Here is a 22,919-nt window from a genome sequence, read left to right on the forward strand (position 1 = left end):
GAACCCCCTTTGCATTTGCCGGTGTTCACGTGAACCCCCTGGTGAACGCTCCCGGTTCCGCGGCCCGCGCCGTTCACTGTTCTGCACGGAGCGACGAGCTACAGGGCTCGTCGGCAGTCGGCAGGGGACGCAATGGATGCTCGGCAGAGCAAACGCAGAGCGAACATCCCGCGGGCGGTCTCGCTGCGTGACGCGGCGCAGGATCCCTCAGCGGGGCACTTCCGGGCGCTGACGCTCTTCGACGAGTCCACCGGCACCGCATGCGCCGCCCGCAGCATGGTGGGCGCCTGCCTCCAGGACTGGGGGCTCGACCACATGGTCGACGATGCCCGGCTCGTCGTCTCGGAGCTGGTCGGCAATGTCGTGCACCACGCGGTGCCGGACGACTGCCTGACCCAACCTGGTGCCGCCCGGCGGATCGACGTGCTCGTGAAGGCATGGCCCGGGTGGCTGTTCATCGGCGTCGCCGATGAGGACTCCACCCCGCCCGATCTTCCGGCGCGCGAGTTTGTGTCGCCGGAGCTGGTGGGTGACTTCTCCGAGGCGTTGCTGCCAGACCAGGGGCGGGGGCTGCTGATCATTCAGCGACTGGCCGACGCGGTGTGGTGGTCGCCAAAGGGCCCGGGAGGCAAGACCGTGTGGGTCCGCTTCGACCTCGATAGCGCTACGTAGAGATCTCCGGGCCGCACGCCTGTCCACTCTCACGCGATCGGGAGTAAGCGGCGGTCCGGACGCCGGCCGGAGTCTGACCCACTTCGGCCGTACGGGGCGCGGCTCCTCGGACCATCCCGGGAGCTCCCCTCCCGAGCTGAGGGGCCGCGCTTCACAACCTCATACCGAGACCGGACCACCCCCGCGCCGGGAAGCAACCGGGGTGGTCCGGGAGGGGACGCAGCGGTCCCCGGTGCCTGATGGTACCGGGGCCGCTGCGCTGCGCATCCGCCCTGAGACAAAGAGAGTTGACGATCCGTTACTAGATCAGGGCAGAGGTGGGCAAGGTGACTGGCTCGGATGAGGACTGGCTGAGAGACGGTCTCGACATCGAGGGCGTGGACTGCGGTCTGTGGGTGCCGGGTGTCGACTACATCGCGGGCTGGCGTGCGGCACGGGATGCTGCGGACCGGCTGAACCGGGCGCTGCTCGGTGCGGGGTTCGAGCTGTCGCAGGTGCGGGCCATCGCGTCGACGGATGAGCGCGGCCGTGGCGTGGTGCGGGTGGCGGGTCGGCTGGAGGCTGCGAACCGCCTTGCTCTGCTCCTGGAGGCTGCGACCGGTGGCCAGGGTGGCGCGGCATGAGGGGCGTTGTCGTCGATGAGTGGCGCGCGTGGGCACGTCGTCGGCCGCAGAGACTTTGGGCGGTAGCTGCCATGGGGCGAGTGAACAGGGGGCCTTACGCTCGCCAGCGGATCGGGCAGTCCTTGGAGCTGCCCGCAAGAGCCCGATCGGCCCCCTGTTCTTCGAGGCTCGCCCCATGGGAGCTGCCTAAAGTCTCTGCGGCCGGCGACCCCCAGCCCCGTGGGCCTCGGCCCGATCGGTACGGTCGACGGCTGCCCACCTCCGGCGCGCTGCGGTGTGGGCAGTCGGGCGACCGGACGGGACCGGCGGCCACGCCGCACGCCCGGCCGGGGCGGCCGGACTGCCCGGCGCGCCGCAGGCGCGCCCTTGAGGAAGTGAAGACGCATTCGACCGATCGCCATCGGCTCCCGGCCGCGGACACGCCGCGCGGGCTATTTGTCGGCGTCGATCCGGTAGGTGAGTTCGGCGCGGTCCGCCCCGATGCGGAGTTCTTCGAGGATCAGGGCCTGGTCGTCGGTGCCGCAGGTGACGCGGGAGACGTGCAGGACCGGGGTCGCGTCGGGCAGGCGCAGAGTAGTGCGTTCGTCGGGCAGCGGCATGCGGGCCCGTACCGACTCCGACCACCACAGCTCGTGCCCGGCCGCCGTCAGCATGGCGTAGATCGCGGCGGGGGCGGCGTCCGGCGTCTTGCCGAGATCGGGTACGGCTTCGACGGTGGCGAAAGGGGTCAGTGTCCGGTGCATCGCCCGCGCTCCGGTGGCCGGGTCGGCGAGCAGCTGGTCACAGCCGAACAGGGCCTCTTCCGTCTGGAGTCCCAGCAGATGGGCGGTGGCTTCGGTGGTGTGGGTGCGGTAGGTGTGCGGTTCCTCGGCCTGCTGCCACGTGGCTACGCCGTACAGCCTGAAATGCCCGGCCGGTGTCTTGCCGATGTGGCGGGAGATCGCGGCGGCGGGGCCGCTGTCGGAGCGTACGAAGCTGCCCTTGCCGTGCTGGACGTCGACGAGGCCTTCCGCGCGCAGAGCGGCGACGGCGTTGCGCACGGTGGGGCGCGAGACCTTGTAGCGGTCCATGAGCTGTGCCTCGGAGGGGAGCGAGGCGCCGGGTTCGTACTCGCCGGTGAGGATCGCTTCGCGGATCGCGGCGGCCACCTGCTGGTAGAGGGCTCCGGGGCGCTGAATCTCTGACATCTCGGCATCTCCGGGTGAGGTCGTAGACACGTCGCACGCGCGACATCACTCGTCAGCATAAGTAGTTGCACCCTCGCCGTACAGAGCCGCATAGTCATAACTCGTAAGGACAAGTGACGTCTGAATATGTCAGGCGTCCCGGCTGGCCAAGGAGGCCACGCAATGCAGTCCATTCCCGTGGACACGGCACGACTGGGCGTACTGCGGTGCGCCATCACCCCCGAAGCAAAGATCAGCAACTTCGAGACACAGGAGGTCAAGAAGGACCGGGACGGCAACACCATCTACACCGTCGCCGTCATGGTCCGCCAGGACGGACGCCGGATATCCGTCATCGAGATCGCGGTCGCCGGCGAGCCCAAGGGCATCGAGGAAGGACAGATCCTCAAGGTCACCGGACTGACCGCGTTCGCCTGGGCCATGGGCGACCGGCACGGAATCAGCTTCCGCGCCGACGCCATCACCCCGATCCACGGCACCCCCACCTCGGCCAAGTCCGGTGGTGCGTGATGGGGCCGATAGTGCTCGCCTTCGGGCTCGCCCTGCTGGCCTGGGTGCTCGTCGTCGGTGACCTGCTGCGCCGGCACCGTCCGGCCTGGCACTGGTACCTCGCCGGGTATCCGGCCGCTGCGTGCCGGGTGGTGTTCACCTGGCGCAAGGTCGCGATGCTCAATGACCTTTCCGTCTCCCGGCGTCCGCCCCGCGGGCTGCTCGGGGACCTGGTCGTCAAGGGCGATCCACTGCGGCCGGTCATACCCCGGCTCTCCTTCCCGCGGGCAAACCGCATCGGACTGACGGCAACCGTCCGGCTGCACGCGGGCCAGACCCCCGCGACCTACATGAAGGCGGCGGACGCGCTTGTGCACGCCTGGAAGGTGTACGCCGTGAGGGTCACCTCACCCGAGCGCGGCCTCGTGCTGCTGACCGCAACGGCGAGTGATCCGCTGGCCCGGCCGGGCTTAGCCTCGGCGCCCGCCGCACTCCTGTCCGCCCTCATCGGCGTACTGGAGAGCGACGGCGCCTGGGTCATGGACCTGCGCCTCGTCCCGCACTGGCTCATCGCCGGCGCCACCCGCTCCGGCAAATCCACCCTGCTGGCCCGGCTGATCACCCAACTCGCCCCGCAACCCGTCGCCCTGGTCGGCATCGACTGCAAGGGCGGCATGGAACTCGGCCTCTTCGCCGAACGACTCAGCGCCCTCACCACCTGTCGGCGCGAGGCGGTCGCCGTGCTCACCGCGCTCGCCGTCGACATGCAGGACCGCATGCGCGCCTGCCGCACGGCTGGCGTCCGTTCCATCTGGGAGCTCCCGGACAAGCTGCGGCCGGTGCCGGTGGTCGTGATCGTCGACGAACTCGCGGAGCTGTATCTGTCCGACGGCCGGCGCGAGAGCAAGGCGGAAGCCGAACAGTGCTCCACCCTCCTGCTCCGCCTCGCCCAGCTCGGGGCCGCGCTCGGCATCCACCTGGTCGTGGCCGGCCAACGCGTCGGCTCCGACCTCGGCCCCGGCGTCACCACACTACGGGCCCAGCTCGGCGGCCGGATCTGCCACCGCGTCAACGACCCCGGCACGGCAGAGATGACGTTGGGCGACCTCAACAAGGACGCCGTGATCGTCGCCCAGTCCATTACTGCCGACGAGCAGGGCGTCGCCGTCTGTACCGGACCTGAGGGCGGTTGGAGCCGGGCCCGCTCTCACCTCACCTCGACCGAACAGGCCGCGGCAACGGCCCGCAAGCACGCGGCCCTGACTCCCGAACTGCCCGCCATCGTCCGCGCTCTCGCGGCGCTTGAAGGAGACGACAAGTGATCAGCACAGGTACCGCCGTGTCCCTCGTGGTGGTCTTCGGGATCATCACCTTCCTCCTCGTGCGCTCCCGCGATGTGCGCGCCTGGGAGGCGGTCTGCATCGCCCTGTTCGGTATGTACCTCGGCCAGACCCCCGTCAGCCTGACCATCAACGGCTTCATGACCTGGGTCCTGAGCGGCTTCTCCCACTTCTAGGCAGGAAGGACGTAGGCCATGCCGATGCGCCGCGTGAGATGCCCCAACTGCAAGGGCGAAGGGGCCCGTACCACCTGGACCGGACGGCTTCGGCGCTGCCGCGTCTGCCGGGGCACCGGAACCATCCGCTAAACCCGAACGCACCCACACGCCACCACCCAAGGAGTGATCCCCATGACCGATTGCGCGCCACCAACCATTACCCGTGCCGCCTCGGCGGCCCACCCCGGAAGGCCACCACCATCACCCCGGACTTCACCCCGGCTGACAGGCGCGCCGCCCTCGACCGCGCGGCGCGCCTGCGTCACCTCCCCGACACTGACCGAGACGCCATACGCATCGCCCAGGATCCCCAGTTCGCCCGCTGGTTGGGCCAGATCACGGCCACCGGCGGCTGCGCGCATCCCGTGCATCTGTCGGGCTCAACGACGACACACGACACAGCGACCGGCGAGATCCTGCGCCACTACGACACCCGCACAGAACCCGGGGAACGGCTCCTCATCCGCTGCCGCAACAGGCGCTCAACCGTCTGCGCGCCCTGCTCCCGACTCCACGCGGGCGACACCTATCACCTGGTCCGCGCCGGCCTCCTCGGCGGCAAGAACGTCCCCGCCACAGTCCGCGACCGACCCCGGCTCTTCATCACCCTGACCGCGCCGTCCTTCGGACCCGTGCACCGCGATGGGGACCGCTGCCGACCTCGTCGCGACCGCGGACGCTGCGAGCACGGTCGGCCCCTCGGCTGCGGCGCCGTCCACGGTGCAACCGATCCCATCGTCGGCCAACCCCTCTGCACCGACTGCTACGACTACCCGGCGCACATCCTCTGGCACGCACACGCGGGCAAGCTCTGGGACCGCTTCGTCATCGGCGTCCGGCGCCAACTCGCCACTGCGGCCAGCCTCGTACAGTCCCGATTCGCTGATCACGCCCGACTGTCCTTCGCACGCGTTGCCGAGTACCAGAAACGAGCGGCCGTCCACGTACACGCCGTCGTCCGCCTCGACGGCCCGAACGGACCCAGCGACGAACCCCCGCCCTGGGGCACCACCGACCGACTCACAGATGCCGTGCGCGCCTCCGCCCGGCGGGTCCAGGTCCGCACTCCGTACAGTCCCGCCGTCGGCGAACTCGATCTCCGCTGGGGGCTCAGATCGACGCCCGGCCTCTACGGACTGACGGGTTTGGCCCGGACGACGACGCCGTAGCCGCGTACGTCGCCAAATACGTCACCAAGGGAGCAAGCGAGACAGGCGCCGGCACCGACCACCGGCTCACCACCCGGGGCGACATCGACGCGGTCCCCGTCACCGACCACGTTCGGGCCCTTATGCTCACCTGCTGGCGCCTCGGCACCCTCCCCGAGTACGAACCCCTCCACCTCCGGGCCTGGGCTCACACCCTCGGCTACCGCGGCCACATCCTCACCAAATCCCGTTCCTACTCAACGACCTACGCAGCCCTTCGCGCCGACCGTGCCGAACACGTTGGTCTCGACTCGATGCCCGGCACTGCCGCAGATGGGCACTGGCGCTACGTCGGCTCCGGCCATACCCCCGGCGCCGCGCTCCTGGCCGCCGGCGTCGCCGAAGACATCGCCACGAACCGCGAGATCGCCCGTCAGGAGATCTCCTCCAGCCCGGAGAAGGTGATCACCTGACGGTGCGGTGTGATCGTGAGGCGGATCGTGCTCGGCATCTGGAGCGAGTGTGCGCCAAGTTCCCAACTAAGATCAGCCCCGAGGGGGCGCGGCGGCTCGCCCGGCTTCTGCAACCCACGTCCAAAGTTCTAGGTGTCCGCTGTCATCCAAGCGAGGCGTTTGACAGCTAACCCAGTCCTTCGCTGATTCTTGCCGGCTGTGTTCCCTGTTCATGCCGGAGCAGGCATGGTCAACTAGCGGGGTGGGCCAGGTACTTACGACCTTCATCGCAGTGGCGGGAACGCTCATCGGTTCCCTTCTCGGGTATCAGTTCCAGAAGCGTGTGGCAGACCGGAGCGAACGCCGCAGCGCCGTCCTCGCCTTCACTGCTGCGACCAACGAATTCATACGGAGCCAACACGACTGGTGGCACCGCCAGCACGAGGAGCACGAGGGTCCGGCGCACGTGGCAGCCAGAACGGAAGCCTTCCGGATCCGCGGCCAGGCCTTCCAAGCCGTTCACCAACTCCGCCTGCTCGTACCCGATAACGACCTGCATGCACAGGCAGAGCAAACCATCGGGATGATCGGCGCTCTTCACCGCGCAACAGACCGCGAAGAACTCCGGACGAGGTCAGTCGAGGCACGAGCGTCCCTCAACTCCTTCGTCGTGCAGGCCTCAGCCCAGATCAGGTAGACAGGCGACGGCTCTCGCACCGGTATTGACATCCAACGCAGTCGCTGCAGGTCAGCGACGCGACGACGACTCTTTTCACTGTCAAGAGACACTAGGAAGCGGGACCTAGATTCAGTGACCAGCTGTCCCGTCTCACCGAAGGCTGAGCGGTTCTCACCGAAGGTTGACGGGCCCTTGTCTCAGGAGAGCCTGACCGTCCAGGTCATCAGGCCCGGGGTCGTCGGCACAGAGTCTGGAAAGCCTGTGGATCGCTCGGCTACGAACCGATCCAAGAGGGGCGGACCTCGAAGCGACCGGAAGCCCCGTAGTCCGACAGGCGGGTGCGATCGGGCTCGATGATCTTCAAAATGTAGCAGGCGTAGGCGACGGTGTCGGGCCCTCGTGCGGCTGCGATCTCGGCGTAGAACAGCCATAGTCCCTGCCGGGCAGCCTGCTGGCACGCTTCCGAGACGTCTTCGTCGTCGTTGTAGATGAGTCTCAGCAGCAGATCGAGTATCTCGGTCCTCGCACCGACGGACAGCTCTTGTGTGAGGGCTGCCATCAGCACCGACACGGCAGGGACAGCCGGCTCCTGCGGGAACGACTGGATCATGAGGTGGTTTTCGAGGCCGAGAGCCCACGCGTCTTCCCGCCTCTTGGCGGCTGCCAGCAGCAGGAAGTCGCCGGGCAAATGAGCCGCGCTGTGTCCGCCCGCGCATCGGAGCGCGGCCCAGTCGTACCTGTCCAGCTCTGCCTTCATGAGCTCACCGGCATTCAGCGCGTGCCTCCACGATGGTCACCGCGACAGCCCTGTTTCCATCTGCCTGTCGCAACTCGCACGCTGACGGAGCGGGATTGCCACCGCGCGGGAGTGCCTCGGCGACGATACCCAGCCCGATGACCTTGGCAGTCAGACTCTCCTGAGACGAGGGCCCGCCCGTCAACCTTCGGTGAGAACCGCTCAGCCTTCGGTGAGACGGGACACCAGCCGAATTGCGGAGGGAGCCTTTGCGGGCCCCTCCGCTGCACTCGCTACAGCTCGTTCGGCTCGATGTCCACACGGCCGAAGTCGAAGCTGCGGCCCCGTGTCGATGAGGCGTCGATGATTACCGCGCCGAACAGGAAGCGGAGAACCGCGTTCATACGCTCGTACTCCTCCCTCTCCTTCAGTGCCTTCCAACTGCGCCGAGCGTTGGGGCCTACCAAACCCTCAAGCACCTCAACGGCCGGCCGGACCACCAGCTTGCGACGAATCCGAGCGACGCGGTCTTCGACTGTCTTGCGCATGGCGCGATACTCGCGGGTCTTCAGTTCCCCGGTTTCCCACATGTCTTTCAGCTCGGCAAGCTCCTGTTCGTCAGCCTCAATGGCTGCCTGGTCGGCTGCCGTCAGGCTCGCCGGCTCGGTGCTGCCGGTCACGTCCAGCCGCTCCAGCAGGTTGATTGCCGCGTCCGTCACGAACGCTTCCAGCGTCGGCGCGGAGACGCTGCGCCCACAGAACTTGCTGTCCGTGCGCTGGCTGCGTCCGCACAGGTACTTGCCCATCGATCCCGCCATGCGCACGCCGCACCGCTTGCACATCACGATGCCGCGCAGCAGGTAGAAGCGGTGATTCTCCTTCTGGCTGCTTGGGACGGCCGGGGCCCGGTACGTGCGCCGGTCGTGCACCTCCTGCCAGAGACCTTCATTGATGATCGCGGGCCACTGGCCCCGGCCGACTTCTTCGCCTCGGAAGACACGGATGCCTGCGACATGGTGACTGTCCAGAAGCGCTCGGACGCTATCGGCGTTCCACTCGCGTCCGAGGGCCGTCCGCTCGTTGCGTTCGTTCAGGTCGCGGGCCAGAGCGGTCGGGGTCTCGCCCTCAAGGTAGCGAGTGAAGACCGCTCGGACGATGGCGGCCTCCGCCGCGATGATCGCCGTTCCCGATTTGTCGTAGCCGTAGCGACGCTTACCTCCGTGCGGCTGGCCGTCCCGGGCTCGGTCAACCGTGGCGTCACGCAACCGGCGTGATGTGTCGTCACTGGAGCGGCAAGCGTGCGCTACCTCGATGCGGAGAAAGAACCGGTCGTCAGGGTCGGCAAGATCACGCCGGTTGGCCTGGCCGTGCAAGGTGATGTCGTGCTCGTCGGCAACGTGCAAGAGCTGTTCGAGGTCGTGAGGCTGCCGCATGAGCCGGTCCGGGTGGTACGTAAGGATGTGCCGCACCTGGCCGTCGCTGACGGCTTCGAGCAGCGCGTCCCACCCCGGGCGCTTGCGGTTGCGCTTCCACGCGGACCGGTTGTTGTCCACGAACACCAGAGGGTTCGGCACCGTAAGGTTCAGACGCTCGGCGGTGTCCCGGCAGATCCGTTCCTGACGGTCAACGCCCGTTTGGTCGTCGTCGTCCGCATGCGAGATGCGGCAGTAGATCGCGGCCCTCTCTCCGCTCCAGTCAGCAGCACCACGGCGGGCCTGCCGGGGCAGGGACAATCGGGAGATGCGGCGGTCCGCTAACCGCTGACGGTCTGTCTGCTGCTCGCCTGGGTCCATGGAAAGAGCTTATGGGCAGACAATCGCCTGGCCGATGCCCATCAGCCGGTCCCGGGTGAGCACTATGCCGGCGATGGTCATCGACAGGCGGGAGAAGAACGCCGAACCGAGCACGACGGCCACGGCCACGCCGAGGAGCCGCAGCGGGTTCCAGGTCATCGCCACCCCGAGCAGTGCGGCGATCACGACGACGACCACGGCCTGGATCAGCGCCTTCACCCCGGCTGCGAACGCCTTGCCGGTGATGAGCGCGGAGCGGGGTGTGGGGGTGACGAGGAGCTTGGTGAGGATTCCGGCGTCCCGCTCCCAGATGATCATGATGCCGTAGAAGATGGCGATGAACATCGCGGACTGGGCGATGATGCCGGGCGCCAGATAGTCGAGGTAGGGGATGCCTCCGGTGGGGATGGCGTGGATCCGGGTGAACGTCTCGCCGAAGATCAGCAGCCAGAGGGCCGGCTGGATCGCCCGCGTGTACAGCTCGGTGCGGTCGTGGCGGAGTTTCTGGAGCTCGACCGCGCACATCGCGGCGACCCGGGCGGGCAGCACGGGCCAGCCCGTCCGGGCCCTGGGCGGGACCACGAGCAGGTCGAGGCCCCCGGGAAGGACGCGCTCAGCCGACCCGGGAAGCGGTACGGCGGGTGCTTCGGACATCGCTGAAGTCTCCTGAATGGTCGTCGAGTCCGCTGCCGGCGACGTCACGGAAGACGTCCTCCAGCGTGGGCAGTTCACCGTCGCCCGTGGTTCCGCGGCGCTCACCGAGGCCCGTCCTCAGCTGCCGCGGTGTGCCGAGCGCGCGGACGCGTCCGCGGTGCATCAGCGCGACCCGGTCGCAGTACTGGTCGGCCTCGTCCATGTAGTGGGTGGTCACGAGGACGGTCATGCCGGTGGCGGCCCGTACGGCGTTGATGTGTTCCCACACGCTGGTGCGGGCGATCGGGTCGAGGCCGATGGTCGGCTCGTCCGCGCCGCCGGCGCCCGTCCTGGCGGCCGGGACCGGCGTCCTGGCCGCCCCCGCCGCGCCGCCGCCCGCGGTCGGCCCTCCACCGTCGGCCGGCGGGCTCCCCCGACGTGCGGAGGACGTCCGTCCGCTCTCGTGCCGCGTCATGTCTCCTCGGCCTCCTCGTGCAGGTTCGCCGCCAGCTTGCGCAGGGCGGGAAGGGCGGCCTCCAGGGCGGCGCGGTCGGCGTCGTCGAGACGGGAAACCTGGCTCCGTACGAGCACGGCGCGCCGCTGCCGCCAGTCGCGCAGCCGGGCATCGGCCGCGGGTGTGGACAGCAGACGTGCGGCACGCCGGTCGGCCGGATCCGTCTCCCGGATCAGATAGCCGTCCCGGACCAGCTGGTTGACCAGCGTCGAGACCGAATTGCCCGCCAGGTAGAGCTCCTTGGCGGCCTCCGACACACCGATGCCGGGCCGGTCGACGACCAGCCGCAGCAGGTCGACCTCGGCACCGCGCAGCCGCGGTCCGGTCGTGCCGACGCGCAGCCGCCGTCTGATCAGCCGCTGCAGTCCGGCCAAGGCGTCGGCCAGGGCCTCGGGAAAACTCTCCGACTCCACACGTCCAATATATCTCTGTGTCAGAGGTAATACGGGAAAGGGAGGGTCAAGGGGTCGCAAGCGGTGAGCGGGGCCGCGCCGACCAGCAAGGAAGGAAGCCCGAGGTGTGCGTCTCGATTCGGCGGGTAACCGATGATCTGCTCGCCGGCGTGCCCAGCGCCGGATGGAACCCGACGGGTCAGGACCCCCTTGGAGGTAACCGTGCCGGCCGAACCAGCTCCTGTGTCCATCGACGTGACGTTGTGCGGCGAGGGCATCGCCCTGGTCACCGTCGCGGGGGAACTGGACGTCGAGACGGCCCCCCAACTGCGCGACCGGCTCGCCGACCAGATACGCGGCGGGCGGCGGCACCTGCTGCTCGACCTGTCCGCGGTCCCCTTCATGGACTCCTCCGGCCTCAACGCCCTCCTCAAGGCGCACGACGCGACCGGCCGCGCCGGGGGGAGCGTGTGCCTGGTGTCGCCCGCGCCGGTCGTCCGGCGGATTCTGGACCTCACGGGCGTCAGCCGCACGATCGCGTCGCTGGACGGCGTCGACGCCGCACTCGCCCACGTCGGCGAGGGGGCCTGAGTTGGCGCGGCGAGTGAGGCGGCCCGTCCCCGCGCGGCGACCGCGCCGCGCGGACCGTCGACGGCCGGTTCCGGCCCCGGGCCGACGCGCCGTTCAGGCGGAGCGGGCGTTCATCGCGTCGCCCTCGCGAAGCTGTGCCGCGGCGGCGGCGCAGAAGGCCGCCAGCCCCTTCACGAGCGCCGTCCGGTCACCGGCCGGCATCTGTGCGAGGACCGCTTCCACGGCGTGCTCGCGACGTGCGCGCAGCTCCGTGAGGAAGGTCCGGCCCCGGGCGCTCAGGAACAGCCGCAGTTCCCGGCGGCTGATGGCGCCGGGTACGCGTTCGATGAACCCCACGGCCTGCAGCCGGTCGCACAGCCTGCTGGTCGAGGGAGGCGTCGAGCCGAGAGCCTCGGCGAGCGTCCTGAGATTGATCCCCTCGTCGTGCTCCAGGATGAACAGCACCCGCAGCTGGGACGTGGAGACGGGAGCCGTCGAGGCGCGCCCCCAGAGGATCTCCAGCAGCTCGGCCGCCTCGGCGGTCACGCGAGCCACCTCACCGGGCTGCGGACGCGGGCCGGAGGAAGTCACCGTCTCACTCTCCCAGTCTTCCAGGGCGCTGTCGGCCTGCCGGGGCCCCGACAGGAGCCAACCGGCAAATACCGGCGCTCACGCGTCATGGGCCGGCTCCCCCGGAGCCCGGACCCGGCATCGTACTGGTCGAAGAACGGCGTATCCGACATCGTGAACAGATTCCTGGCCGCGGAGCGGGCGTTGGGCACCGCGGCCCCCCACCGGTTGCCGGACGCGGTCCGTGACGTGCTGTGCGGTCACTGCGCGGCCGGGTCCGTCGAACTCCTCATGGCCGACTACGGGCTCACCGAGCTCCAGCCCGTGTCGGTCCTTCCGCACTCGCTGCCGACCGACCCGGGGATCAACGCCCTGCGCGACGCACGCCGTGCGGGCATCTCCTCCGAGGACCGGGCGGCTCTCGCCGACCAGGCGACTCCTCGTCAGCGACGGCGTCCACGGCGTCGCCGGGCCCGGCCGGGAGACGTACGGGGAGAGGGCCCCGGCCAGGGCGATCACCTCAACTCGGCTGCTGCCCGCGACCGAGGTGCCCCGCGCCGTCCTCAGGGAGCCGACCGGTCACCGGGGCGGGCCCGGGCCGGAGGACGACGCCCTCGTGGTGCGCCTCGACCGGCACGGGCCGCCGGCCGCGCGCCAGTTCACCCAACGGCCATCGCGGCGCGCGGACCCCGGCCCGCCGGAACCGATACCGCGCCGCGATTCCCCTGACGTGAGCGGACGCCGTACACGCTCGGACCATGATTACAGTTGCCGTACGACAAGAGATCGCGCCGGACGGCGGATCCCGGATGTCGGCACGGCGCACGACCTGGGAGAAGAACACGTGGCGGACCACCAGACAGCGGTACATCAGGAGTCATCGGCCCAGGAGGTCGGTGACTTCCTGCGTCGGCGCCGCGAGCAGATCGCCCAGCGCTGGGCCGACGAGGCGCTGTTCCGCACCGTCTTCACCGTCTCCCGGGACGAGGCGGTGGAGGCCGGCCGGGCCGTCGTGGAGGCGCTCGCCGCGGTCGCGGTCGCGGGCCGGGTGGAGGACCTCGGGGCCGCCGGGTTCGCCACCGTGCGCGACCAGTTGGGGCGCATGGCGGCCTCCCGCGCGCGGACGGGTGCCACCTCCGCCCGGATCGCCGACGAGGTGGCGGCCCTGCGCCCCGCGGCCTCCGAACTGCTGAGCGCCGATCTCGCCGACAGCCCCCGCGAGCTCGCCGAGGAGTGCGCGGTCACGCTCACCGCGCTGCTGGGAACGCTCCGCCTGGTCGTGCTGGAGACGGCGCTCAGCGCCGGACAGGAACTCATCGACCGGCAGCGCCTCCAACTCCTTGAAGTGGCCACGCCCGTGATCAAGCTGTGGACCGGTGTGGTCGCCGTCCCACTGATCGGCACCCTCGACAGCGCGCGCAGCCAGGTGGTGATGGAGAGCCTGCTCGACGCCGTCGTCAGCCAGCAGGCCCGCTTCGCCATCCTGGACATCACCGGGGTGCCGACCGTCGACTCCCTGGTGGCCCAGCACCTGATGAAGACCGTGGCCGCGGCGCGCCTGATGGGAGCGGAGTGCATCGTCTCGGGCATCCGGCCCGCCATCGCGCAGACCATCGTCCACCTCGGCATCGACCTCGGCACGGTGGTCACCCGGGCCAGCCTCGCCGACGCCCTCGCATACGCCCTGCACCGGCAGGGCATCGCCGTCGTCGACCAGGACCGTTCCGGCCCGAGCGCGCGGTGAGCGCCCCGATCGCCGGCTCCTCGGGCACCCAGGTGCCCGTGCTCAAGCTCGGCACCGTCCTCCTGGTCACGCTGCAGGGCGACCTGTACGACGAAGCGGCCGAACAGTTGCAGCGGAACATCGGCGAGGCCATCGCGGCGAGTTCCGTCACCGGTGTGGTCATCGACATCTCCGGGGTGGAGATCGTCGACTCGTTCCTGGGACGCGTGTTCGCCGAGGTCGCGGCGCACGCGAAGCTGCTCGCCGCGCAGACGGTGGTCGCCGGCATGCGCCCCGCCGTCGCCATCACCCTGGTCGAACTGGGCCTCACCCTGCCCGGGTTGCGCACCGCGCTCAACGCCGAGGAAGCCATGCGCCTGCTCTCCCCGGCGTCGACGCCCCTTCACCACAGCCCAGCACGGCAGGAGAGCCCGTGACGGACACTTCCGGGCGTGTCACCGCCTGCCTGCCGATCCGCAGCGACATGGATCTCGCGTGGGTGCGCCAGCATGTGCGCCAGGCAGCCGCCCAGCTCGGTTTCGGACTCGTGGACCAGACCAAGCTGGTCACCGCGGCCAGTGAACTCGCGCGCAACACCCTGGTGCACGGCGGTGGAGGCCAGGTCGAGTCCACCGTCCTGGAGACGGGGGCCGCGCGGGGGCTGCGCCTGGCCTTCTCCGACCAGGGCCCCGGCATCCCCGACATCGAGCGGGCACTCGGCGACGGCTACACCTCCGGCGGCGGCCTGGGCCTCGGGCTGGGCGGAGCCCGGCGCCTGGTGCACGAGTTCTCCATCGACAGCCGTCCCGGCGAGGGCACGGCCGTGACCGTGATCTGCTGGACCGCCGGCGCCCCGCGCCCTCGCGAGGAGAGCCGATGACGCGCGTCTGGGACGTACCCGTCCACGACTCCACCCGCGTCCGGGACGTCCGGGTGGCGGCCGAGGACGCCGCGGACCACACCGGACTCGGCCGCGACCGTACGGCCGTCGCCGCGCTCGTCGCCACCGAGCTGGCCACCAACCTGCTCAAGCACGGGGGCGGCGGACAGATACTGATCGACACCGTGGACGCGGACCTCGCGGACCCCGGCACCGGACGCGGCCCGGCCCTCCAGATAGCGGCGATCGACCACGGCCCCGGCATCGCCGACCTCACGACCGCGTTGCGCGACGGATTCTCGACGACGTCCTCGCTCGGCGCGGGGCTCGGCACCTGCCGCCGTATCGCCGACCACTTCGAGGTGCACACCGTGCCGGGCCGGGGCACCATCGCCCTGGCCCGGGTCCACGCGGCCCGCAGGGACCGGCCCGGACACCGCCTCCCCGACACGGGCGCACCGGTGCGTGCGGGAGGCATCAACATCCCCCTCGCGGCCGCCGCGTACTCGGGCGACGCCTGGGCCTGTGTCCGTTCCGGCGACCGGATCACGCTGCTGCTGGCCGACGGCCTCGGTCACGGCCCGGCAGCCGCGAAGGCGTCCGGAACGGCCGTGGAACAACTGCGCCACCTCGCGCATCTGCCGCCGGCGGAACTGCTCGGAGTCCTGCACACGGCGCTGCGGGACACCCGGGGAGCCGCCGTCGCGGTGGCCCGGCTCGATCTCGCGACCGAGCACCTCGACTTCGCGGGGATCGGCAACATCGGAGCCCGGCTGCGCTCCGGCGACAGCTGGCGTCCGCTGCTGTCCCACCCCGGGATCGTCGGTGCCCACCGTCCGGCGCGGCTGCCGCAGTGCCGGCTGCCCTGGACCCCGGACAGCCTGCTCGTGCTCCACAGCGACGGCCTGCCCAGCCGCTGGACTCCCCCGGCCCTCGCCCCCCTGACCTCCTGGGACCCCGCGGTCACCGCCGCCGTGATCGTGCGGGATTCCAGCAGTGCCGCCCGCCCGGTGCGGGACGACACCACCGTGGCCGTACTGACCCCCACCCCGCAGGATCACAGATCATGACCCATACCTGGCAGATCACCACGGTCGACGACGCCGCCCGTGCCCGCATCGCCGCCGCCCGGCTCGCCGCGGCGCACGGCGTCTCCACGGTGGAGCGCACCCGGCTGGTCACCGCGCTGAGCGCGCAGCTGCGGCAGTGCCTGGTCAAGGGGGGCTGCTGGCGGCTGACCCTGCGCACGACCGTGCCCCCGACGGCGGGGCGCGCCGGCCGGCTCACGGTCACCGTCGACGCGGGGGCGAACGGGGCGGGGCCGAACGGGGCGGAGAACAGGCCGAGTTGGCAGGCGAGTGTCGGAGTCCCGGAACCGTGTCACGACAACGACGCCGGCGCGCCCCGGGTGCCGCGCGATCGTACGGCCTTCGCCTACGCCCTCCTCAGCGCCGACGACGACACCTCCCGGGTACTCGACCAACTCACCGAACAGGAACGGCTGGTCGCCTTCCACCGGGAGGAACTGCACCAGACCAACCAGGGCGTGCTCGCGCTGCACGCGGAACTCGACGCGGCCGGCCGGGTCCAGCGCGAACTGTTCGGCGCCGAACGCAAGGCCCGTACCGAAGCCGAGAGCGCCCGGCGCAGACTGACCTTCCTCGCCGACGCCAGCGCCGCCCTCACCGCCTCGCTCAACCACGAGGAGATCCTGAACCGTCTGCCGCGGCTGCTCGTGCCTGACTACGCCCGGAGCGTCGACGTATGGCTCTTCGCCGACGACACCAAGGCCCGCGGACACGCCGCCCACCGGGCGGCCGCCGTCGCCGCCGCCCGCACCGGCCGCCCGCAGTACGCCGCCGACCGTCCGAGCGGTCTGCCCGGCGTCGACGACCAGCCCCCCTCCGCGCTGAACCCGGAGCAGCCGCTGCTGTGCATCCCGCTGCCGAGCCGGCACACGCCCCTCGGCGTGGTGACGCTGACGCCGCCGCGGGAGCGGTGGAGCGCGGACGACGCCGTGATGCTCGTCGAGCTCGCCCGCAGGGCCGGCATCGCGATCGACCACGCCCAGCGCTTCGAGCACAACCGGGACATCGCCGAGACCCTGCAACGCGCCCTGCTCACCGACCTCCCCACGACACCGGAGCTCAGCCTGGCCGCGCGGTATCTCCCCGCCACGCACGGCCTGAACATCGGCGGGGACTGGTACGACGCGTTCCGCCAGCCCGACGGGGGTCTGGTCGCCGTCGTGGGTGACGTCACCGGCCACGGACTGCACGCGGCCGTCATGATGAGCCAACTGCGCACCGCCCTGCGGGCGTACGCCGTCGACGGCGGCACACCGGGCCGGCTCCTCACCCGCCTGCACGTGTTCCTGCACCATCTCCAGCCCGATCTGTACGCGACAGCGGTCATCGCCCGCTTCCACCCGGACGAGACCACCGTCACCTGGGCCGCCGCCGGGCACCCGCCGCCGGTACTGCGCACTCCGGACGGCGATGTGCGTGTCCTGGACGCCAGACCCGGTGCCATGCTGGGCATCCCGCTGCACCAGGAGATCCAGGACCACACGGCGCAGCTTCCGCCGGGATCCACGCTCGCGCTGTACACGGACGGTCTGGTGGAACGGCGGGCCCTGGGCATCGACCCGGGCATCCGGCGGCTGGCCGAGGCACTGTCCGGTGAGCGCGCGGCCGATCTGCACCACGATCTGGAGGGCGCCGCCGACCGGATCCTGGATCCGATGCTCCGCGACTCGCAGCGGGACGACGACGTGTGTCTGCTGCTCTGCCATGTCGGCGGCTCGGCGAAGCCCCGTATCCCCGAGCAGACGTCCGCCTGACGCCGGCCCGGCCCCCACCGGGCAGCGCTTCGCCACGGGCGCGTATCCCGGCCCACCCGTCCGGCCGCCGCTCGGTGACCGTCGTACGGCATGTGCCCTGGAACGCGCGCAGTCCGTCCGCCGGAGACGTCCGCCGGAGGGATTCATCGCCGCCGGCGCGGCCGCCGGATTCAGGGTCCGCCGCCCGGCGATCCCCGTGCCCTTCGACGGCGTCCGCCATCCGTGCGGCGACTGCCTCGGGACGGGCGCCGGGTACCGCTGCGCGGTTCACGTCCCCGTCGTCCGCGACGGGTCATCACGCGCTTCCCCGGGGCCTGTTCACATCACGTCCGCCGTGCGGACGGAGAACCTCGCCGCGCGGACGGCGATTTCGTCGCGCTCGGCGGTCGCCGCCGGATCGCGGATGATGCTCGTTCCTCGGAGTCGTCAGAAGCCGGAAGCGTCAGAAGCGGGTAGCGTCAGAAGCTCACGACGGCGCGGACGGTCTTGCCGTCCGGGCGGGACAGCACGGTCAGTTCGGAGGACAGCCGGCGCACCAGCGGCCAGCCGAAACCGCCCTGTCCGGTCAGGTCCAGACGCCGCGGACGCGGCGGCTCGGGGTCGTCGTCGGAGACGGAGATGCCCACTCCGTGGCCCAGGTCCCACAGATCCACGCTGCACAGCCGGCCGCGCGCGTGGCGCACCACGTTCGTCACCAGCTCCGAGACCACGAGGGTGACGGCCTCGGCGGTCTCACGCGGCACCTGGCGGGGCAGCCCTCCGAGAAACGTTCGGGCCATCCGCCGGGCCTGCACGGCGGCCTGCGGATTTCTCTCCAGCCTCGCACCGGGAACGGGGCCGAAGTCGCAGGGCGGTTCGACGGTGGTCATCCCTTCACCTCCCTTGCGTGCTTCCCGCCCGTACGCCGCACAGCGGCGCCACTCCGTGTCGGTCCGGTGTGTCGGGCAGGCTGTTCCCCTTCTTCCCGAACCGCCGGAGCCCATGTCACGGGTTCCCCCACCTTCACACCGTGGTCACAGGTGCCCTCGCCGAGCGTCGACGGACCGTTCTCCCGGCCCCGCCGAAGTGGCAAAGGCCGCATCGGCACGGGTCGAGGTTCCCCCGCTTCCGAAGTCGCGGGGGCCGCAGAGGACTGCCGCGGCGGATCGGGGGCACCAGAGCCCGCGTCGCGAACACCCAAGGGTGCTTCGGCGACGCCGCTCCCGTGGCGGTCGAAGGGGCCGGGCGACCCCGGGCCGACACGGTCGAGCGGGAGGGGTGGTGGCCCCGTCGGGCAGGTCCCGGCAGGGGCCGCCACCCCATCACCGCTCCTCACATGCCCGGAGTGACGATGCGGAACGCGGCACGGACAACAGGAGACGGCGGATGTCCCAGACCATCACGGCACGAGTCGAGACGCACGGACCGGTGGACCCGGCAGAGGCGCGACGGCGCAAGCAGCGGCTCCGCAGACGCCTGGAGCGCCTCCTCGGCATCGCCGCGACCGAGGGGAACGAGCTCGTTCCCCTGCGCAACGGCGACCGGATCTTCGCCGCGATGCTCGACGCCGTGCGGTCCGCCGAGCACACCATCGACATGATGACCTTCGTGTACTGGCGCGGCCAGATAGCCCGCGACTTCGCGGCCGCCCTGGCCGACCGGGCCCTGGCGGGTCTTCGGGTACGGCTGCTGCTGGACGGCTTCGGCGCGAAGCGGATCGAGCAGGACCTGCTGGAGTCCATGACCTCCGCCGGCGTACAGGTCGCGTGGTTCCGCAAACCGCTGTGGCTCTCACCCCTGAAGCAGAACCACCGCTGTCACCGCAAGGCACTCGTCGTCGACGAGCACACCGCGTTCACCGGGGGCGTGGGCATCGCCGAGGAGTGGTGCGGGGACGCCCGCGGTCCCTCCGAGTGGCGGGACACCCACGTCAAGGTGCGGGGGCCCGCCGTGGACGGCATCGCCGCCGCGTTCGCGCAGAACTGGGCCGAGTGCCACGACGAGCTGTTCGACGACCGGGACCGCTTCACCGGACACGACCAGCCGGGCACGGAGACCGTCCAGGTGGTGCGGGGCTCCGCGAGTTTCGGCTGGCAGGACATGCAGACCCTCATCCGCGTGATGCTCGGCTCCGCCGAGGAGCAATTCCGTCTGGCCACCGCCTACTTCGCCCCCGACGCCTTCTTCGTGGACCTGCTGTGCGCGACCGCGCGCCGCGGTGTCCGGGTGGAGATCCTGCTGCCGGGTCCGCACACCGACCAGCGGGCCTGCCAACTCGCCGGTCAGCACCACTACGGCGCGCTCCTGGACGCCGGTGTCGAGATCCGCCAGTACCAGCCGACCATGCTCCACACCAAGATCATGACGGTGGACGGTGTGGCCTCCCTCATCGGCTCCACGAACTTCAACCGCCGGTCCATGGAACACGACGAGGAGGTCATGCTCGCCGTGCTCGACGAGGCGTTCACCGCGGCCCTCGACCGGGACTTCGACGAGGACCGGGAGCACGCCGTGGGCATCGAACCGGCCCGCTGGCGGCACAGGTCCCCGCTCCAGCGCGCCAAGGAGCTGGCCGTCGCCCCGCTGCGCCGCTTCCTCTAGGGCCTGTCCGACGATTCCCACCGGGCATCACCGCCGGGGCGTGCCGGGGTCACTCGTGGGCATGCCGGATCAGGTGGGGCGCTCGCCCGTCTCGCAGACCTTGCGGGCGATGTCCCGCAGCTTGATGTTGTGGTCCTGGGAGGCCTTCTTCAGCACGCCGAAGGCGTCCTCCTCACTGAGACCGTGGCGCTCCATGAGAATGCCCATCGCCTCACCGATCTCGTGACGGGTCTCCAGCGCCTGGCCGAGCTGCTGGTGCGTCCGGGCCGCGGAGAGCGCGACGGCGGCGTGCGAGGCCAGGATCCAGCCGGCCCGCTGAGCCGACTCGTCGAACATGTTCGGACGGTGCGAGTACACGTTGAGGGCGCCGAGTTCGTCGTCGTCGGTGAACAGCAGAAAGCCCATCATGCTGCCCATGCCCAGCTTCCTCAGTTCGGGGGCGAAGCGGGACCACTTCTCGTGCGGCCGACGCAGGTCCTCGATGGCGTAGAGCTGCTGCCGCTCGGTCACCGCGTCGAAGCACGGCCCCTCCCGCAGGTCCTGCTGGATCCGGTCCGCCATGCGCACGACGTCGCTCGTGGCGGCCAGCGCGCTGACCTCGCCCCGGCGGACCGTGAGGATGCCGCCCTCGTCGCACCCGTTGATCAGTACCGTCGCGTGCTCCACGATCCGGTCCAAGGTTGCCTGCACCGAGTCCTGGGCCAGCAGGTCCCGTGCCATGTCCGCCAAGGCGACGGCAAACTTCTCCCAGACCTCGCTGGACTCCTGCGCCATGGGCCACCCGCTCATTCGTCGAAACCCGACCGGCCTTCACCTGGGATTCCATCTTGCCACCCCGGTGCATCCACCGAGGCGATCGCGGGACGACGGTCCGGCGGCGGAGCCGTTTCCCGCCACCGGGCTTGTTCGCCCCGTGCGGCCGATCCGGAATCCACGGGATCTTTGCCGCCTCGCCCGTTTCATCCGGGCGATCAAGGGTGACCCGAGGGGGAACCGAAACCCGACGAACGCGTCCACTTCGATCACAGGAGGCTCCTATGGACAACTGGCGTGATTCCGCGGCGTGCCGCACCGTCGACCCCGATCTGTTCTTCCCCATCGGCAGCACGGGCCCCGCCTTGCTGCAGATCCAGGAGGCGAAGGCAGTCTGCGCCGGCTGCCCGGTCCGCGACGAGTGCCTGCGCTGGGCCCTGGACACGGGCCAGAGCGTCGGTGTCTGGGGCGGTACCAGCGAGGCCGAACGGCGAGCCCTGGCGCGCCGCCGCTCCCGCAGTCGCTCCCGCTCCCAGGACACCCCGGCGTAGGCGGAACGGCGGGCAGAACCGGACCCTCGCCAGGGGGCCGGGCGCGGATCCAGGTGACCGGGTCGCGACGCGGCGAGAGCCATTCCGCCGACGAGATCCGAACGAAGGGCGCGATGGAAATCGATCCGAGTCGGAACAAGAAGCCGTCGTACGAGGAGATCCGGGCCCTCACCAGCGCGTTCGGCGGGCAGCTGCGCAACGTGACCGACGCGCGGCTGGCCGCGGACGGTTATCTGCGCGCCCTCGCGCGAACGTCACCGCCCTCGGCGGCCGAGCACTGGGACGACATCCTTCTGGTGGTCACCGAGCTGGCCGCGAACACGGTCCAGTACGCGCCCGGTCCCTTCGAGCTGCGGATGCGTCCCACCTTCGACGGTGTGCACGTGACGCTTCGCGACAGCAGCACCACCCGGCCCGCGCCACGCCGCTTCCGCCCCTCCCAGGGCGGGGGCGGCATCGGCTGGCACCTCATCCACGCGCTCTGCGACCAGGTGAGCGTGATCGTGCGGCCCGACGGCAAGGACATCCACGTGTTCCTGCCCTGGTGACGAAACGCTCCGCCGCGCCCGCTCGCCGACGCCCTGGTGACGCACGCACAGGTGACGCACGCAGAGGTGTCGTCGCGCCTGCCGGGGGCACCCGGGTCCGACGAGGCAAGCGGTCCCGTCGCACGATCGAGGTGGAGCATTGAGTCCCGAAACCGAACCGTCCGAGCGGGAACACACTGCTTGGGAGCGGGTGTGCCAAGCCGCCACCGGGATGAACCATCACCAGGCGAAGGCGGCCCTCGACGACGCCCGGAAGGCGGCCGAGGACCGTTCGCCCACCGGCCGGCCCGCGCTCGACGCACGGGCGGAGGCGGAGGAGTGGGAACGGATCACCGACACCCTGGCCGACCACGCCGGGGTGTACGACCCTGCCGCGGATCCCTTCGTCCAGGGCCGGCTCGCCGCCCGGACCCACCGCGCTCAGGCACCGGCGCAACGCCGCTGAACACAAACCCGCCCCCAATGTCAGTGCCCTGCGCAACAATGATCATCAGCCCGAACGTCACCGCCCCCGCGATGCGTGATCCGATCCGTCCGTCGAAAGGCCGCATGCACATGACGCCGACCTCGCACCGCCGTGCCGCGAGCCCCGCCGGGCGGCCGGTGACCGTACTGCGGCCGCTTCCCCGCACCCACACCCCGCTCAGTGCCGAAGGCGCCGAGGTCCTGCGTCTGATCACACAGCGACGGTTCCCCGTCCGCCTCACCGTGCACGCGAACGGCCGCCGCCGGTACGGCTACTGGCTTCCCCTGGACACCTCCACCGGGCGCGGCGGTTGCTATGTGGCCCTGCCCACCGGTGAGTGCGACGCGCTGCACGCGGCGGGCCGGATCGTTCTCGGAGACCCTCTCGTCGACCCCGCGAAGACCACGTATTCGGTCCAGGCCGCGGCGCGGGCCGCCGCCACGACGACCCCGAGCGCGTCCCGGGACGCCCTGACGGCGTGAGTCCCGGCTGACGAACGGGTGCTCGCGGGGGCGGGCCGTTCACAGGCACGGGACGGGGAACGGAACCGGAAACGCGAT

General features: G+C 70.6%; 24 protein-coding genes and 4 pseudogenes. 18 read left to right on the forward strand and 10 right to left on the reverse strand.

From position 1 onward, the window contains the following. Window positions 1-132 precede the first annotated feature (132 nt). Window positions 133-672 carry an ATP-binding protein gene (locus N4G66_RS19940; RefSeq protein WP_261705477.1) on the forward strand — a complete coding sequence of 180 codons (540 nt, stop codon included), beginning with the start codon at window positions 133-135 and terminating at the stop codon, window positions 670-672. 326 nt (window positions 673-998) lie between these two features. After that, window positions 999-1,295 carry a hypothetical protein gene (locus N4G66_RS19945; protein WP_261705478.1) on the forward strand — a complete coding sequence of 99 codons (297 nt, stop codon included), beginning with the start codon at window positions 999-1,001 and terminating at the stop codon, window positions 1,293-1,295. A gap of 431 nt (window positions 1,296-1,726) precedes the next feature. Here N4G66_RS19945 and N4G66_RS19950 read toward each other — a convergent pair whose 3' ends face one another. Continuing rightward, the gene (locus N4G66_RS19950) at window positions 1,727-2,482 is read right to left on the reverse strand and encodes a GntR family transcriptional regulator (RefSeq protein ID WP_261705479.1); all 756 of its coding nucleotides are present in this window, start codon (window positions 2,480-2,482) and stop codon (window positions 1,727-1,729) included. A gap of 162 nt (window positions 2,483-2,644) precedes the next feature. Between N4G66_RS19950 and N4G66_RS19955 the strand changes: the two genes are divergently transcribed. The 4 genes and pseudogenes from N4G66_RS19955 to N4G66_RS19970 all read left to right on the forward strand — a co-directional run bounded on the left by N4G66_RS19955 (window position 2,645) and on the right by N4G66_RS19970 (window position 6,150). Next, a complete protein-coding gene (locus N4G66_RS19955) occupies window positions 2,645-2,992 on the forward strand; it encodes an SCO3933 family regulatory protein (protein WP_261705480.1) in 348 nt (115 codons plus the stop codon). Then, window positions 2,992-4,293 carry an FtsK/SpoIIIE domain-containing protein gene (locus tag N4G66_RS19960; RefSeq protein WP_261705481.1) on the forward strand — a complete coding sequence of 434 codons (1,302 nt, stop codon included), beginning with the start codon at window positions 2,992-2,994 and terminating at the stop codon, window positions 4,291-4,293. Before N4G66_RS19955 ends, N4G66_RS19960 begins: the two co-directional genes overlap by 1 nt. Continuing rightward, window positions 4,290-4,487, forward strand: a complete 198-nt coding sequence (locus tag N4G66_RS19965; protein WP_153290618.1) for a hypothetical protein — start codon at window positions 4,290-4,292, stop codon at window positions 4,485-4,487. Before N4G66_RS19960 ends, N4G66_RS19965 begins: the two co-directional genes overlap by 4 nt. A gap of 38 nt (window positions 4,488-4,525) precedes the next feature. Next, a pseudogene (locus tag N4G66_RS19970) lies at window positions 4,526-6,150 on the forward strand (replication initiator). Window positions 6,151-6,379: 229 nt separating this feature from the next. Here N4G66_RS19970 and N4G66_RS19975 read toward each other — a convergent pair. The 6 genes and pseudogenes from N4G66_RS19975 to N4G66_RS20000 all read right to left on the reverse strand — a co-directional run bounded on the left by N4G66_RS19975 (window position 6,380) and on the right by N4G66_RS20000 (window position 10,897). Then, window positions 6,380-6,730 carry a hypothetical protein gene (locus tag N4G66_RS19975; RefSeq protein WP_261705482.1) on the reverse strand — a complete coding sequence of 117 codons (351 nt, stop codon included), beginning with the start codon at window positions 6,728-6,730 and terminating at the stop codon, window positions 6,380-6,382. A gap of 352 nt (window positions 6,731-7,082) precedes the next feature. Further along, complete coding sequence (locus N4G66_RS19980) at window positions 7,083-7,565, reverse strand: hypothetical protein (RefSeq protein WP_261705483.1); 483 nt, start codon at window positions 7,563-7,565, stop codon at window positions 7,083-7,085. Window positions 7,566-7,837: 272 nt separating this feature from the next. Further along, window positions 7,838-9,337, reverse strand: coding sequence for a recombinase family protein (locus N4G66_RS19985; protein WP_261705484.1), 1,500 nt, complete (start codon window positions 9,335-9,337; stop codon window positions 7,838-7,840). A gap of 12 nt (window positions 9,338-9,349) precedes the next feature. Next, a pseudogene (locus tag N4G66_RS19990) lies at window positions 9,350-9,991 on the reverse strand (ABC transporter permease); the annotation flags it as partial. After that, window positions 9,951-10,301, reverse strand: a pseudogene (locus N4G66_RS19995) (ABC transporter ATP-binding protein); the annotation flags it as partial. The pseudogenes N4G66_RS19990 and N4G66_RS19995, both read right to left, overlap by 41 nt. Before the next feature lie 140 nt (window positions 10,302-10,441). Further along, the gene (locus tag N4G66_RS20000) at window positions 10,442-10,897 is read right to left on the reverse strand and encodes a MarR family winged helix-turn-helix transcriptional regulator (protein WP_261705485.1); all 456 of its coding nucleotides are present in this window, start codon (window positions 10,895-10,897) and stop codon (window positions 10,442-10,444) included. Window positions 10,898-11,098: 201 nt separating this feature from the next. On the opposite strand from N4G66_RS20000, the gene N4G66_RS20005 reads away from it, so the two are divergent. Continuing rightward, a complete protein-coding gene (locus N4G66_RS20005) occupies window positions 11,099-11,467 on the forward strand; it encodes an STAS domain-containing protein (protein ID WP_261705486.1) in 369 nt (122 codons plus the stop codon). 93 nt (window positions 11,468-11,560) lie between these two features. Here the strand turns inward: N4G66_RS20005 and N4G66_RS20010 are convergent, their stop codons facing one another. Then, complete coding sequence (locus tag N4G66_RS20010; RefSeq protein WP_261705487.1) at window positions 11,561-11,992, reverse strand: MarR family winged helix-turn-helix transcriptional regulator; 432 nt, start codon at window positions 11,990-11,992, stop codon at window positions 11,561-11,563. 454 nt (window positions 11,993-12,446) lie between these two features. On the opposite strand from N4G66_RS20010, the pseudogene N4G66_RS46225 reads away from it, so the two are divergent. The 6 genes and pseudogenes from N4G66_RS46225 to N4G66_RS20040 form a co-directional block, all read left to right on the forward strand. Further along, window positions 12,447-12,662 (forward strand): annotated as a pseudogene (locus N4G66_RS46225) (phosphatase); the annotation flags it as partial. A 198-nt stretch (window positions 12,663-12,860) separates the two neighbouring features. Next, window positions 12,861-13,760 carry an STAS domain-containing protein gene (locus N4G66_RS20020; RefSeq protein WP_261705526.1) on the forward strand — a complete coding sequence of 300 codons (900 nt, stop codon included), beginning with the start codon at window positions 12,861-12,863 and terminating at the stop codon, window positions 13,758-13,760. Then, the gene (locus tag N4G66_RS20025; protein WP_261705488.1) at window positions 13,757-14,176 is read left to right on the forward strand and encodes an STAS domain-containing protein; all 420 of its coding nucleotides are present in this window, start codon (window positions 13,757-13,759) and stop codon (window positions 14,174-14,176) included. The genes N4G66_RS20020 and N4G66_RS20025 overlap by 4 nt, the downstream gene beginning before the upstream one ends. 47 nt (window positions 14,177-14,223) lie before the next feature. Then, window positions 14,224-14,619 (forward strand): anti-sigma regulatory factor, encoded by a 396-nt coding sequence (locus tag N4G66_RS20030; RefSeq protein ID WP_261705527.1) that lies wholly within the window; start codon window positions 14,224-14,226, stop codon window positions 14,617-14,619. Then, on the forward strand, window positions 14,616-15,689 hold the full coding sequence (locus N4G66_RS20035; protein WP_261705489.1) for an ATP-binding SpoIIE family protein phosphatase: 1,074 nt from the start codon (window positions 14,616-14,618) through the stop codon (window positions 15,687-15,689). Before N4G66_RS20030 ends, N4G66_RS20035 begins: the two co-directional genes overlap by 4 nt. Continuing rightward, window positions 15,686-17,461 carry a PP2C family protein-serine/threonine phosphatase gene (locus N4G66_RS20040; protein WP_261705490.1) on the forward strand — a complete coding sequence of 592 codons (1,776 nt, stop codon included), beginning with the start codon at window positions 15,686-15,688 and terminating at the stop codon, window positions 17,459-17,461. Before N4G66_RS20035 ends, N4G66_RS20040 begins: the two co-directional genes overlap by 4 nt. Before the next feature lie 458 nt (window positions 17,462-17,919). On the opposite strand, the gene N4G66_RS20045 is transcribed toward N4G66_RS20040, so the two are convergent. Then, on the reverse strand, window positions 17,920-18,330 hold the full coding sequence (locus tag N4G66_RS20045) for an ATP-binding protein (protein WP_261705491.1): 411 nt from the start codon (window positions 18,328-18,330) through the stop codon (window positions 17,920-17,922). A gap of 496 nt (window positions 18,331-18,826) precedes the next feature. Between N4G66_RS20045 and N4G66_RS20050 the strand changes: the two genes are divergently transcribed. Next, window positions 18,827-20,041, forward strand: a complete 1,215-nt coding sequence (locus N4G66_RS20050; RefSeq protein WP_261705492.1) for a phospholipase D-like domain-containing protein — start codon at window positions 18,827-18,829, stop codon at window positions 20,039-20,041. 69 nt (window positions 20,042-20,110) lie between these two features. Here N4G66_RS20050 and N4G66_RS20055 read toward each other — a convergent pair whose 3' ends face one another. Continuing rightward, window positions 20,111-20,815 (reverse strand): GAF and ANTAR domain-containing protein, encoded by a 705-nt coding sequence (locus tag N4G66_RS20055; protein WP_261705493.1) that lies wholly within the window; start codon window positions 20,813-20,815, stop codon window positions 20,111-20,113. 263 nt (window positions 20,816-21,078) lie between these two features. Between N4G66_RS20055 and N4G66_RS20060 the strand changes: the two genes are divergently transcribed. From N4G66_RS20060 to N4G66_RS20075, 4 genes are all read left to right on the forward strand, one after another. Next, window positions 21,079-21,345: a WhiB family transcriptional regulator gene (locus tag N4G66_RS20060; protein WP_261705494.1), complete on the forward strand. Its 267-nt coding sequence runs from the start codon at window positions 21,079-21,081 to the stop codon at window positions 21,343-21,345. A 113-nt stretch (window positions 21,346-21,458) separates the two neighbouring features. Further along, on the forward strand, window positions 21,459-21,893 hold the full coding sequence (locus N4G66_RS20065) for an ATP-binding protein (protein WP_261705495.1): 435 nt from the start codon (window positions 21,459-21,461) through the stop codon (window positions 21,891-21,893). A gap of 139 nt (window positions 21,894-22,032) precedes the next feature. Then, the gene (locus N4G66_RS20070; RefSeq protein WP_261705496.1) at window positions 22,033-22,338 is read left to right on the forward strand and encodes a hypothetical protein; all 306 of its coding nucleotides are present in this window, start codon (window positions 22,033-22,035) and stop codon (window positions 22,336-22,338) included. Window positions 22,339-22,376: 38 nt separating this feature from the next. Continuing rightward, on the forward strand, window positions 22,377-22,841 hold the full coding sequence (locus N4G66_RS20075; RefSeq protein ID WP_261705497.1) for a hypothetical protein: 465 nt from the start codon (window positions 22,377-22,379) through the stop codon (window positions 22,839-22,841). Window positions 22,842-22,919 lie beyond the last annotated feature (78 nt).

The organism is Streptomyces rhizosphaerihabitans (assembly GCF_025399795.1).
GTDB classification, from domain to species: Bacteria; Actinomycetota; Actinomycetes; order Streptomycetales; family Streptomycetaceae; genus Streptomyces; species Streptomyces rhizosphaerihabitans.